This window comes from Peredibacter sp. HCB2-198, from assembly GCF_045999315.1.
Taxonomy (GTDB): domain Bacteria; phylum Bdellovibrionota; class Bacteriovoracia; order Bacteriovoracales; family Bacteriovoracaceae; genus Peredibacter.
The window spans coordinates 2,839,173-2,851,918 of sequence record NZ_CP174607.1; the positions used below are offsets into that span (position 1 = coordinate 2,839,173).

Annotated in this window: 14 protein-coding genes; 5 read left to right on the forward strand and 9 right to left on the reverse strand. The window is 42.6% G+C overall.

Translation table 11 applies throughout. The features are described from left to right. Positions 1–22: 22 nt before the first annotated feature. Positions 23–1,414, forward strand: a complete 1,392-nt coding sequence (locus tag ACJVC5_RS14385; protein WP_408096224.1) for a POT family MFS transporter — start codon at positions 23–25, stop codon at positions 1,412–1,414. 60 nt (positions 1,415–1,474) lie between these two features. On the opposite strand, the gene ACJVC5_RS14390 is transcribed toward ACJVC5_RS14385, so the two are convergent. Next, positions 1,475–3,040 (reverse strand): hypothetical protein, encoded by a 1,566-nt coding sequence (locus ACJVC5_RS14390; protein WP_408096225.1) that lies wholly within the window; start codon positions 3,038–3,040, stop codon positions 1,475–1,477. Between the two features lie 232 nt (positions 3,041–3,272). On the opposite strand from ACJVC5_RS14390, the gene ACJVC5_RS14395 reads away from it, so the two are divergent. After that, the gene (locus ACJVC5_RS14395) at positions 3,273–4,088 is read left to right on the forward strand and encodes a hypothetical protein (RefSeq protein ID WP_408096226.1); all 816 of its coding nucleotides are present in this window, start codon (positions 3,273–3,275) and stop codon (positions 4,086–4,088) included. On the opposite strand, the gene ACJVC5_RS14400 is transcribed toward ACJVC5_RS14395, so the two are convergent. The 3 genes from ACJVC5_RS14400 to ACJVC5_RS14410 are packed head-to-tail and all read right to left on the reverse strand — an operon-like array spanning position 4,071 to position 7,290. Next, positions 4,071–4,640 carry a hypothetical protein gene (locus ACJVC5_RS14400; protein WP_408096227.1) on the reverse strand — a complete coding sequence of 190 codons (570 nt, stop codon included), beginning with the start codon at positions 4,638–4,640 and terminating at the stop codon, positions 4,071–4,073. The genes ACJVC5_RS14395 and ACJVC5_RS14400 overlap by 18 nt on opposite strands. A 12-nt stretch (positions 4,641–4,652) precedes the next feature. Next, positions 4,653–6,200 carry a hypothetical protein gene (locus ACJVC5_RS14405; RefSeq protein WP_408096228.1) on the reverse strand — a complete coding sequence of 516 codons (1,548 nt, stop codon included), beginning with the start codon at positions 6,198–6,200 and terminating at the stop codon, positions 4,653–4,655. Position 6,201: 1 nt separating this feature from the next. Continuing rightward, entirely contained in the window at positions 6,202–7,290 is a 1,089-nt protein-coding gene (locus tag ACJVC5_RS14410) for a phosphatase domain-containing protein (protein WP_408096229.1), read from the reverse strand. Between the two features lie 60 nt (positions 7,291–7,350). Here ACJVC5_RS14410 and ACJVC5_RS14415 point away from each other — a divergent pair, with 60 nt between their 5' ends. Beyond that, positions 7,351–7,635, forward strand: a complete 285-nt coding sequence (locus tag ACJVC5_RS14415) for an acylphosphatase (protein ID WP_408096230.1) — start codon at positions 7,351–7,353, stop codon at positions 7,633–7,635. Here ACJVC5_RS14415 and ACJVC5_RS14420 read toward each other — a convergent pair. From ACJVC5_RS14420 to ACJVC5_RS14430, 3 genes are read right to left on the reverse strand one after another with little or no spacing between them, the layout of a single operon-like run. Next, positions 7,632–8,792: an Hsp20/alpha crystallin family protein gene (locus ACJVC5_RS14420; RefSeq protein ID WP_408096231.1), complete on the reverse strand. Its 1,161-nt coding sequence runs from the start codon at positions 8,790–8,792 to the stop codon at positions 7,632–7,634. The genes ACJVC5_RS14415 and ACJVC5_RS14420 overlap by 4 nt on opposite strands. Continuing rightward, complete coding sequence (locus ACJVC5_RS14425) at positions 8,789–9,076, reverse strand: hypothetical protein (RefSeq protein WP_408096232.1); 288 nt, start codon at positions 9,074–9,076, stop codon at positions 8,789–8,791. The genes ACJVC5_RS14420 and ACJVC5_RS14425 overlap by 4 nt, the downstream gene beginning before the upstream one ends. Next, a complete protein-coding gene (locus tag ACJVC5_RS14430) occupies positions 9,073–9,384 on the reverse strand; it encodes a hypothetical protein (RefSeq protein ID WP_408096233.1) in 312 nt (103 codons plus the stop codon). The genes ACJVC5_RS14425 and ACJVC5_RS14430 overlap by 4 nt, the downstream gene beginning before the upstream one ends. A gap of 78 nt (positions 9,385–9,462) precedes the next feature. Between ACJVC5_RS14430 and ACJVC5_RS14435 the strand changes: the two genes are divergently transcribed. Next, positions 9,463–9,855: a hypothetical protein gene (locus ACJVC5_RS14435; protein ID WP_408096234.1), complete on the forward strand. Its 393-nt coding sequence runs from the start codon at positions 9,463–9,465 to the stop codon at positions 9,853–9,855. Here the strand turns inward: ACJVC5_RS14435 and ACJVC5_RS14440 are convergent, their stop codons facing one another. Further along, positions 9,856–10,578, reverse strand: a complete 723-nt coding sequence (locus ACJVC5_RS14440) for a hypothetical protein (protein WP_408096235.1) — start codon at positions 10,576–10,578, stop codon at positions 9,856–9,858. 120 nt (positions 10,579–10,698) lie between these two features. Here ACJVC5_RS14440 and ACJVC5_RS14445 point away from each other — a divergent pair, with 120 nt between their 5' ends. Then, positions 10,699–11,922: a hypothetical protein gene (locus ACJVC5_RS14445; RefSeq protein WP_408096236.1), complete on the forward strand. Its 1,224-nt coding sequence runs from the start codon at positions 10,699–10,701 to the stop codon at positions 11,920–11,922. On the opposite strand, the gene ACJVC5_RS14450 is transcribed toward ACJVC5_RS14445, so the two are convergent. Next, positions 11,919–12,734, reverse strand: coding sequence for an N-formylglutamate amidohydrolase (locus ACJVC5_RS14450; protein WP_408096237.1), 816 nt, complete (start codon positions 12,732–12,734; stop codon positions 11,919–11,921). The two genes, ACJVC5_RS14445 and ACJVC5_RS14450, sit on opposite strands and share 4 nt — an antisense overlap. Between the last annotated feature and the right edge of the window lie 12 nt (positions 12,735–12,746).

A 12,746-nucleotide genomic window follows, 5' to 3' on the forward strand; every position in this document is an offset into this window, starting at 1 on the left:
ACCCCTTTTAAGGAGTAAACGCATGTCACAGGCCGCCGCTGCTGCATCGGTTGAAGCAGTAGACAACAAATTCCCGTCACAGATTAAGTACATCGTAGGTAACGAGGCCTGCGAACGTTACTCATACTACGGGATGAGATCAATTCTCACAGTATTCATGATTCAAGTTCTTCTTATGCAAGAAGCTGAAGCAACTTCAACATACCACTTGTTCGCAGGTGCTTGTTACTTGTTCCCACTTCTTGGTGCGTTTATCTCAGATAGAATCTGGGGTAAGTATAAGACGATCCTTTATCTTTCTCTTGTATACTGTGCTGGTCACGCTGTACTTGCTGTTTGGGAAAACAAAATGGGTCTTTACTGGGGTCTAGGGCTTATCGCTCTTGGTTCTGGTGGTATTAAGCCATGTGTATCTGCTCACGTAGGTGACCAGTTCAAGGCCAACCAACAACACCTTCTTAAGAAAGTGTACGAGTTGTTCTATTTCATGATCAACTTCGGTTCATTCTTCTCAACCATCCTAACTCCATGGACACTTAAAGCTTACGGTCCGTCTGTTGCTTTCGGTATTCCAGGTGTTCTTATGGCGATTGCGACTGTTATTTTCTGGATGGGCCGTAACGAATTCGTTCACGTTCCTCCTACGAAGTCAGATGGTCACGGCCTGTTCAATGTTGTTTCTTCGGCCTTCAAATATTCTTCAGCTCGTAAGGCCGGTGAATCGTTCCTTGATGGCGCTCTTAAAGATCACTCAAGAGAGCAGGTTGATGCAGTTAAAGCGGTTTTCGATATCGCTAAACTTTTCGCTTCAATCACGATCTTCTGGGCCCTATTTGATCAACACGGTTCTTCTTGGGTCATCCAGGCGATGAACATGAACCTTAATTTCATGGGAATGGAATTCGAAGCTTCGCAAATTGCTGCTTGGAACCCAATCATGGTTATGGGTCTCATTCCTTTCTTCTCAATGGTTGTTTATCCAATGCTTGATAAGATGGGCATCACTTCAACTCCAATTAAACGTATGACTCTTGGTATGTTCGTAGCTGCCGTTTCATTCGCTCTAATCGGTGGTCTACAAATGTGGATGGACAACTCTTCAGATAAGATCAACGTTATGTGGCAGTTCTTCCCATACCTGGTGATCACAATGGCAGAGGTGATGATTTCAATTACTGGTCTTGAGTTCGCATATACTCAAGCTCCACGTTCAATGAAGTCTTCAATCATGTCGATCTGGTTGTTAACTGTGTTCTTCGGTAACTTGATTACTGCTTACGTTTCAAAAGTTAACTTCTTCCCAATCGCTTCTACTGGATACTTCATGTTCTTCGCTGTTCTTATGGCGATTTTCGCAGGTATCTTCTGGTACATGGGTACTCAGTACAAAGTGAAAAACTACATGGAAAAATAATCAATTCGAAAGAGTTGTTAAAAATGAAAGGCCCCTCGAGAGAGGGGCCTTTTTTTTATTTTAGTGATCGTCATTTTCCGTAAAGTTCGGGAAGTATCCTGGATAAAACCAACCGTTAGGAAATGCAACATTTGGCTGCTCAGGTCTCCAAATGGTGCTGAACGGGTCAAAGCTACCAGGTGTTCTTGCCATCGGAATATCATCGTCCCAGTCAGTGAGGTCGTTGAAGGTATTAAATCCATCAATGTCACCGGGAATTTCAACTTCAGAAGGGTTGTCCTGACGAGCAGAAGCACCTCTAAAAATGTCGGAGACATATTCAAGATCCGAATTGGTTGGAAAAATACGGTCCCAGTCTCTAACTACCATTCTGATTCGTGCTTTCATGTCAAAGGCAGTATCAAAACAATAGAAAGTATAAAATGGATTCACTTGAGTTTGTTCACTTGTTGCAATAAGTGACCCAATTCCCAGAAACGGATCGGCCGCTAAAGCACGGGTCGTCATTGTATTTGTTTTGACTCTTTGTGCATCAGATTCGGCCAGAGAAACGATTCTCGTTGTTCCATCAAGCATTTTGTTAGCGGCATAGAAGTCTGCCACTCGAGGATCAAATGTTTTTCCAAAAATGGGATCTGCCCAATAACTAGTGTAAGAAAAATCTGAACTCGCCACATAATCAATGTTTAAACTGGCAAGATTTCGTCTGAAGTTTGCGTAGTGAATATTCGAATAAGTCGTTCCTTCAATACCAGGGTACTTATATTCTTTTTCGAAATCCGCATTCACAGTTGTTTGTGTCACTTCGTAGGCCGAAGTAGATCTTTCCGTCATTTCTCTAATTGGACCTTTTACACAATTGTAGGGCTTACCACCGCAACGAACTGTACGAGTTGAAAGAGTGCTTGTTTCAGGTGATCCCGCACTATAGCTTACAGTTAGTTTATTAATTGTAATGACGCCAATATCACATTGTTCTTCATCGCCGTCTTTGTAATTAAAGGCACAAAGATCCTGGTCCGTTTCAACTTGAAAAGGACGTCTGTTACCGACTGGAATGCTTGGATCAGTTGAAGCATAGTCTCCACAATTCATGGCCGACGTACTGGTTGAAATATCAATGCCTCTGGCACCTGCTTGTGATGCAACTTCGGGCGCACCAGCGTCCCCAGAGCATTCAATTTGTAGATATGAACCTGAAGAGTCACCTGGAATTCGGTTGTAGTAACTATAAGGAGCATAGCCAACATAATCACAAGAGTTTTTACTTGCTTGGATTTTGACTGCAAGTCCACCATTCGTTAGGGCCAATTCTTCTGCTTCAAAATAGCAAGTAATATCATTGGCCGTGGGGTTAGCACGGAAAGCATCGTTAGAAAGGCCTACTGTATTTCTAACCTCACAATTCGTGGCAGCGTTACCAAGACCTGTTTTATGTAATTTGAAATTTTGGCGGGGATCAGAAGAGCTCACCACTGAAAAATAGTATTCTTCAGGAGGAATGGGAATTGCGCCAGGATCAGTCGAGGAGTTGTTTCCACTCTGCAATTCAGGTGAAACTTTTTCATTACAACTCGCGAGTGTAAGCGCGAGTGCTAATAGAGAAAGTTTTGAAATTATTTTCATAATCATTCCTTCGAGAAAACCTATATTCCCTTCCAACTCTTCGGAAGGACGAAAAGAAAATTAAGAGGGCGTAGTTTTTTACTCCTCTTTTTTTCTTCAACAGGTTAGACTCATCCTAAGTACTTTTATTTTACAACAGAGCACTGTTTTTCAGACTAAGAAGGTCGGAAAATTCAAGATGATTAAATCCACTCAAAAATATCAATCACTTCGACTCTATATATATCTTTACTTGCTTTTTTTAGTCGTGTTTTTCTGCCCAAAAATCTGGGCTGCTCAGACGGCAATGGTGATTGCAGATCGTGCGGTTATTTATTCTGATAAAGAAATGACTAGTCCGATCGGGTATGTTTCTCGAGGGAAAAAAGTCAAAATCGGGGAGATACCGAGGAACCGTGCTCAGGTATTTCCTATCATTATTTCGGGAAAACTTGCCTTCATTCGGGCCATTGATATCACCACAGAAAAAGAATCCATGGATTCAACTCGTCTGTCGGCCGAACGCTTTCAGAAGAGCACACGCAAAGAATACAAATCAAAGTATGTTCTCTCGTACGTGACCTTCCTTTCGCAAATCTCTCTCAGTAATTCTAATTCTCAATTAGAGAATGGAGACGCTGTTCAATGGCATGGAGTTTCCCTAAAAGGTGAGGCCTTTATTTGGAAGCATTGGGACCTTCAAATTCTTTTTAATTATCTGCAGGCCATTAAGGATAAAGAAACTTTTAGGGTAGTGGAGTTTGGGGCCGGCGGAGCTTATCGCCTGATTAACGGTCAAAAATTTCTTCTTCGTCTTGAAGGACAGTTCCTCGCTATTCCATTTTCGAATTACTCTCTGGCCGATGATTTTAGGGTGAATGGATATGGATTCTCGACCGGTGCAGGATTGAATGCGAACTATTACTTTAATGAGAATTGGTCTTTTGAAGGGGCCCTTGGTCTCTATTACATGAAGACCTTCGGATACGATGCTCCCAAGCCTTATAAGAGTATTGAGCCCAGCTTCGTGGGCCCTCGGGTGACTCTTGGATTAAGCTATACTTATTAGTTTCTTCAGCTTCTCTAGATCCGCTTTTCTCGAGTGACGATCGACTAAAATCTTCTGACCGCTTTTACTCATAAGATACAGAACAAAGTAGCCTTTGTTTTGAAATCCCACGTTCGCTTCAGTCGCATTAATTTTGGCCACATTGGGAGAATCCATGAAGGCCTCAATCTTCAACTCATCTGAGGATTCAACTTCAAATGTTTCTGTGAAAACTGGAACAGCAAAAACTCGATGCTGAAGAGTAAGGTTCTTTCCTTTGCGGATGATGCGTTTTTCGTAAAAGAAGAAGCCAAAAATGAAAACTGGTAGAAGTCCGATAAAAGAAAGAAGGGTGTAGCCCAAAGTCGCGTCAGTTTCATCGCCAAGTTCAATCAGTTTTAAAACCGGGGCCTTGATCGCAAGGAACATAAAGAAGATCACGGCCACAACACAAATGGCATAGATCCAGAAAATATAGGGAAGTCCGTAAGTTTTTAAAGTGAGAGAACCATCTTTTTTATCAATGAAATCAGTTTCGTCTTCGCCAACTGGAAAAACATACATAAGGCCCATGGACACGATCCTTTACTTACTATGGGGAGAAAATACGTCTAAAAGTTCCAGCCGAGGATAAAGGAGTTTCATCCAAGTGGCAAATACTGGTTTGGGAGCGAGTTTCTCTTGCTGGAAGAGCTCACGGTAACTGTCCTGAACGTCGTTACTGGTCACAGTCGGAGCAAGCTCCAGACGTTTTTCCAGGCGCATAATAAGAAGAATCCATTGGTCTTTCAAAGACTCAGGTAAATTCATTTTTTTGACCTTTTTATAGATCAAGGCGATTTCCTTAGAGTTAGAAACGAACTTGAAGTCCCAAAGGTACAAGTAGAAACGGATAATCTCTTTCCACATGGAATTTGGCATGAGGGCGTGGGCCATTTGGAGCTCATGGTAGGCGATATCATACTCACCCTGATCAAAGGCGCTTTGAGCATAGGAAGCGCGCTTCCAGGCCTCCTCAAAAGGTCTTAAAGCATGGGCCTTTTTAACGACCTTGCCTTCGCCATTATCACCCAGAGAAAACTGGACGATTTCATCTGACTTCACCATCGCTCCTGAACCTTCTTTGAGGTCTAGAAGACCCGAGGTGAGGTTTACGTGATAGGCCCCAACGGTTGAAAGGGTCGCGGCCGGATGAAGCCATTTCTTGGCCTTTTGATCTTCCACATCCGTCATGAGATCGAGAATGTGCTCGTTCTTTGCATGCAGAAGTTTTTCTTTCATCCAGTTTTGACGGGCCTCCGAAAATTTAATGAAATTTTCAAACCCACCAGCATCTTGCTGAAGTGGAATATTGGTGAAAATCAACGGGCTCGTTTCATTCACGTTATAGGACTCAGAATTAAGGGCCGGGCCATCCAGGTCCATGGCCTGAACCACACCGGTTTTTTCTAAAAGAAGAAGCGACCATTTAGTCATAGAGACTTTTTTCTTCATCTCTCTTTTTACTTCCGCGAGATTTTGTGATTCAAAAAGAGTTTCAAAAGTAATCTTAAAAATACTTTGTCCGTCACGGTGATAGGTCTTCCCGGGTTTGTGATGAAGAGCGAAGCTTAATCCGCTTCCGTGAAGTCCCTGAAGAAACAGAGGAGCAAGTCCCTCAGAACTATAATTTAAAAGAGGAAGTTTTCCTTCTTGCTGCCAGAAATAAAGGCGAGGGCTCTCTTCAAAAATGCCAATCAACGGAAAATCCAAAAGTCGCGAATGGGTGATGCCATCTTTGGATTTTGCAAACACACTGGTGCAACCAGGAAGAATGCTTTTGAGTTCCGGATAGACCTGGCCGTAGTGGGCCGCAACTTCAAAAAGAGAAAGAAAACTAAAGTATCTTACGGGATCAATGCCCATGCCTTCAGCATAAGCAGTCACACACTTATCAAAGAAGCTGTCTTCTTTTTTCTTCATGAGAATGCGCGCACGAGAAATGATGTCCTGGCCCGTTCTTAAAATCGCATTCGTTGAGAGAAGTTTCATCACTCGAGATTCAATCTTTAAGAAAGAGTCTTTTTCTCGCATACCGAGCTGATAAAGATTTTCTACAGGATCACCAATAAGAGGAACGATAACAGTCTTCATACTAACCTACGTAATAAGTAACCAGATGTTTTAAGTTGTTGGCAAAATCCAGATTGAAGACACGATTCTGGAGGGACTCCAGCATATGGGGCTTACAACGGATATAAATTTTGAGTTTGCCCTTAGGGTGGGCGTCACTCATATTTTTTAATTGATAAAACTTCGATAAGAAGCGGAAGTGCTGCTGGTTTGTGAGCTTGAATGACTCTTCACGCTTAATATTGTTCCACAGGGTCCATGGGTCATAACGGCCCACTAACACGGCCGCAAGAGTGAGGTAAATCAAAGTATCAGATTCAAACCCATCACCGATGAGAACCAGCTCTGAGGGAATTCCGGTCATGAGAAGAATATTAACGATGGTATTAAGTTTATAAAACCCTTGAGAGCGCAAATCTTTGGTCGAAAGATCTCCCTCAAAGAAAGAAAAAATATTCCGGTAGTCTTTCAGGAAAATGTTCCCGGTAAAAATTTGTCGAGCATATAGCCAGTCACGAATGGCGTTCTCGTAAAAGTGCGGAGAGGCCGACACCACGAATGGCTGGTAGTTTTCTTTTATGAGATCTTTCACAATATCAATGGAGTGGTCCACTGGTGGGAAATACTGAATAGGATTTCTGAGCGAGAGATAAAGTTCCTTCATGGACGAATAACGAGTGTCCACCAGGGTCTTATCAAAATCCGTGATCAGAATTTTTTTTGGTTTTTGAATGGTGGTGGGAATGAAACTTCCAATCAAAAGATCAAGACCAGGATGAGTTTTTGTTTCGTAGAGTCTTAACTTCGCCACATTCATGGCCTCAGGTTGAGGAATCTTAAAATTAAAGTTCCCGAAACTATCTGAATCAAAACTTCTGATGGTCACTTCTTTATCGTCATTTGAGAGACCCACGACCTTGAGGCGAAACTCATTCGAAGAAAGAAGACCCATACTTTGAATGGGCTTTGTCGGAACGATTTCTTTTAAGTTTTGGTTGATCTCATCCAAGATTTCGAAACGTCCTTGCGAAGAATAAGTCATCGAGGCACGAATATGAATATATTCATCTGACTCGATTCCTGTAAAATGCACTAACTTTGGACGTCTCATGATGCCTATTGTAACCCGAAGGAGTGGACATCTCCTTCACTTTTTTGACAAAATACTTCCATGTTACAGATGACACTTATTATTAAAGGCAAAGTACAGCGTGTGGGTTTTCGCTACAGCGTTGTAGACTTTGTTCATTCTGAAAAACTTCCTATCGTTGGTCACGTGCGTAATATGCCAGATGGTTCAGTTCATGTGATTGCTCAAGGGGACATTGAGGCACTGAAGGAACTACATCGTTTCTGCACCAAAGGACCACCTCGTGCCGAAGTAAGAGAAGTAGATCAGGATCTTATTAAAATTAATAAAGCAGAATTCTCGGACTTTGTGGTGCTGGCCGACTAGGCCTTCTTGATGACGTAAGTCATGGTGCCATTTTCATAAGACGATTTAACTGATTTATGATCTAGATGGGACTCAGTTGCCAATCTTGTGGTGAATGATTCGACCTTGTTGATCTTATTAATCACTCCCTCGGCCGTTTTATTGGCGTCCACGTAGCGACGGTTAAAGCTTAATACCACTTCTTTATTGTTGAAGGTAAGTCTTAGGTCTTGTTTTGAGTGCTCAGGCACGTCTACTTGGATTTCAACCCGGTCAGGGTATTGAGTCATCTTTGGTTTTAAGGCCTCAAATTTGAAGAACGGATCGTCCATCTTAGAGACGGTTTGAGTGATCTCTTTTGTGAGGCTCGTTTTTAGATTCGAAACCACTTTTTGATGAGTATCATCCAGTGTCTTCAAACTTGCGTTGTTTCGGTCGAGATTGTCTTTATATTTCTTTTCAAAGAAGAGGTCCTGTTCTTTAAGACCTTTGCGATAAGTATTGTCGCGTTTATCAACCTCTGTGTTGTGAACTTCGGTCATCTTCGCCATTTCAGTCTGCTGGCGAGCATTTGTGGCCATTCTTTCTTTTTTAAATTGGCCGTCCTGATCGTCTTTTAACTTTTTATAGTTACGGGAGTCTGTATTAAAACGAGTCGTAAACTCTTCAGTTTGTTTATTAATTTTGTTCTGGTGGTAGGCCTCAGAGTCTCTTAGGTTGGAGGCCATTTCATGCTTCATGTCTTCAACGCGCTTTTTACCTTCAAGATTCACGTCTTTTGAAGCGGTAGAGTAGCGGTCATTCATTTCTTCCAGATAGAACTGATGCTCACCTATAAGACGCTCACGCTCATCACTGAGTTTTGTTTGAATTTTGGCCTTCTCAGCTTCTGAAGAAACTTTCAGGGCCTTCAATTGCTTATCAGTCATCTCGCTGGTTTGCTGAAGATGAGTGCGCATTTCGTTCAGGACCTTTTCTTTTTTGGAAGCTTCCTGATCAATGTGTCGGAGATTTTGATCCTGAAGATCGACAACTTCTCCCTGATGGGCCTTTTGCAGATCCACTTTGTAGTTCTGATGAGCATTTTCGATGGATTTTAATTCACGGTCATGACGACGCTTGGCCGTTTCCAGCTGACGAGAATTAATTCTTTCAAGATCTCTGATGGCGCTACTCATTGGACGGGAATCTCCTTGTCATAAGGATGGTCACAAATTTTCTGACCTCTTCCAGTATAACCCGGACAGATCCAAGTGCGTAGTAGATCTACAGAAACAAATGAACCCCCATGATAACTTTTGTACATCTGGGGGTTCAAAGTTGAGACAATGTATTGGGCCTTTGCCTGGGTGGCAACGGCGTAGGGATCATTACTCTTCACAATGTACTGGTAGGCCCGGTATTCGGCCGAAACCGAAAATGACCCAAGTAGAATAGTGAATAGAGCAATGATTTTGATCAATGGAGTTCTCTCATTTTATCGAGGGCACGGTATTCAACCATCTTCATGAATGACAGAACGAATTCTTTACGTTCATCATTTTGAAGGGCCTGAATGGCCGTCTTTTTTCTTTCGATCGACGAGTGACGTTCAATTTGCTTGTAGACCTTGTGAACTGTTTCGGCCGCGCGAGAGAAAGACATTCTCTTTACTTCAGCGACGTCTGAGAACGATTCATGAATCCAATCCTGATAGAACAGTGGAAAATAACCGGAGCTTCCTGCCTCGATTAATTGATCCAAACCTTGTGCTTCCTGCAACTTCCGCATAAAACTCCTTTTCTCACCTCCTATCTTACTAGTAGAGTGATATGATGGTTGAGAGGGTAGCTTTTGCCAGGGGGAAACATGGAAAAGAGAGATGACTACTTAATCCCGGAAGAGATTGCCGAATGGATTGGCCTTAAAAAATCGGAATACCTGTCAAAATTAATCGTGCAAGTTGCTCCCGATGATTTCGGATTCGAGAAATATCACGAATTTAGTGATCTGGTTTCAGGAACCATCGAATCCCCGGACAAGGTCTTTGAAGGAACAGAAGATAATCAAAAAATCCGAACCTACATTCGTTCCTATAATCAAGGACAAAATTTTCACCAAGTTGTTTTAGGAACGGTAGTAGTGGACAAAGACAGTTCGAGTGAAATTTTTATCCCGATCCTGGTCTTTGTATCGAAAAAAGATGAGTTGGTGAGAAGTTTTTGCGTAGGCAAGGTTGTTTCCCAACCTACGCTGAATTGATTATTTAACTTTGATGTCTAGGTAGGCGCTTGAGTACTTTGTCTTGAAGCTAGTACAAAGATTTGTCATATAGGCCCGTGCTTCTGTATCGCAGGCAGCATTACTCTTACCACCATAAGGACAACGTGGGGCCCAGTAAGCGCAATAAGGTGAGTTGACGCCAGAGCAGACGTTCGCCGGCCAGTTGGTATATCCCTGCATACAGTTAAAGTATTCTGTCAGAAGGGGTTCCTTCATCACAATAACGCCATTCAGAGGATAGCCCGTAAACCCAGTGCGGTTCTTATACAGCTTTCCTTGCATCACTTTATCCGCCTCAGTGAACGTACACTGTGGTTGTCCGATGTAAGTTGAACTGCCACTTCCTTCTTTATAAGTAGGAATTAAGCACGTTCTATAACTTGAAGAAGTGAGGCTTGATTTAAATTTAAAAAGAGTTTCGTCCTGGGTACTTTGACAGATACCAATGTGGCCCATCTCGGCGGTAAAACCTTTCGAAGAAAGATCACAGTTCTCAAATCCAGTTGTCGCTCCACCAGTGCTTGAACCTGTAGTTCCACCGCCTGAAGATCCGGTCGTTCCAGAGGGAAGTGATCCGCTAGAATTGTTAGGATTTCCAGAGTTATAGTCATTACTATAAGCATTGGTTAAACGAGTTCTTTGAGGGGCATCACATCCTACGATGAGAGTGAGTGTTGCCAAAAATAAAACATATTTTTTCATAAGCAGTCCTTTAAACTGACTGATTCATCCTACTATTCGGCAGTTAGAAAATTTTCATGAGTTTTTTCTGAAATCCGATAGGGAGGTATCGTGATATTCTTGTTGTTTTAAAGGTTTAGAATGCGTTGGCTCATTGGCCTCTTCTTATTCATCTCACTGGCACTCTTTGGCGGATACATTATCCTCAAAGGGTACCCATATCGTTTGTATTCAAACTGGACCCAGGGAAAAAACTGGAACAAATACTACTACATTCCAAAGTACAGAGAATCGTATTTAAAACCTGTGGCGATTCAGGAGATCACTCCTTACGTTGAGGACTATAAGCAACTTTGGAAACCTTTCCCTCTGAGAAATGCATTGGTTCCACTTCCAGTAAGACATCCACTTTTTCAGACCATTCCGCTGGTTGAATACACCGGAAAAAATTCGGCCCCTCAGATGGGAATGATCATTCTTGCTCCTAATGGGAGAGAGCTCTCTCGTCTCTACACATTGCCGACGTCGATGTATCAGGATCATTCTCAGGGGCAGGAGTTGTTTAAACTTCCATTCGTGAGAAATAGGATTTTAAAACTAGCTGTGGACAGTGTTTGGAAAGATATTTTCTCTCATGAGATAGTGGTGAAATCGAAGAGCATGGATGAGATGATCTATGATCTTTACATTCTTTATCTGAGATCAAAAATTCTTCCAAAAGAAACCATCCGCTATGGCCTCATGAAGAACGGTAGTCAGGCCCTGATTGAACTAGAATCAAAAGACCGAGACTACAGTGTGGAAGTCATTTTCACTCAGCAGAACGGAAGCATTTATGCCTATGCCTTAAAGACTGAGAGAAACAGCGTCGAATCAAAAAAACTTCGCTCGAAGTTTTTGGAAGAGATCACTTTTAATCCAATTGATCAGGCCATGGGGAAAATTCTCTATACCGAGTTTAAGCAACTCAATTTCGCCCGTCAGGTAGATCAGGAAGGGATGCTTTATCTCTTCTCAGCTTGGTCTCAGGAAGTAGAGAATGTGGAGCTTTTAAGAGAGATGATTTTTTATCTGGAACGCGGACGTTCGAACACTCGTCAGCTTCGCGCCCTCTACACATATTCACTTAAGCAGTATGGTAAGACCTTTACCACGCGGAAAATTTTCAGTGAGTCCGATGATCCAAATCTCGTGCTTCAGCGAAAAATTGAAATTGAGAACATCGAGAAAAAACAGCAAGCTGAGATCTCTAAGCAAGCGCCACCTCAACCTGTGGAGTTAACTCCGGATGAGAAGATGAATCTTTACCTCAAGAAGGCGAGAGAAGAAGGTCCTGCGGCCAAAAACGACATGACCATTCACTAAGAATCGAAGGTCTCAAATCCTTTAATTAAAACTTCCGTTAGCGTCGGTCTCAGATGGGCCACTTTTTCAGGAACGAGTTCCTTGGTGGTCTCGTCCATGTAGACGCTACGATTGATCTCAATCTGGATGTTGTTCGTTCTGAATTGATCCACATACTCAGTGACGTAACCACCAACGTAAGGATCATTTAAACTCGCCTCATGACCTTTACTGATCAAAGACTGCTGAAAGAACTGAATGAATTCAGGAGTGGCCGTTTTGCCTTTTCGATCACTCACGCAAAAATCCGGACGATGCATCTTCTGGTTCGGATTCTGCTTCATATGGTATTCAGTTGGTTTCGAAGGCATCGAATGAAGATCAACCATCGAGACCTTACCAGACTTCCTTTTCTCAAGGTCCTGGAGGGCCGATTTCATGATTTCAAAATAAGGGCGGTGGTAGATCTCAATGAACTTTTCCACTTCCGCTGGTGTCGGATCTTTCACTACCAGCTGCTTACCCTGAGTATTGTTTTTCCAGAACAGAACGCAGTTACTTTCAGCGCGGTTTAGGTCCACGCAAACACGGTGCACATGGGCCACTAAAACCGCAATACCAGCACTCTGAAGGGCCTTGATATCCACTAGCTCGTTGACCTTGTAGTCCACGTCTTCCTTGTAGGCCCTTAAATCACCGGAAAGATAGGCCTCGAACTCCTTAGGGATATTCTCCCCTGAATGAGGAATCGAAAGCAGACCCCGGTAATGGGTCCCAAGGGGAGCGTAATAGTCAAACAGAGGGGATTTTTGAGGATGATCGAGACTAAACATGTGAAAAATTTA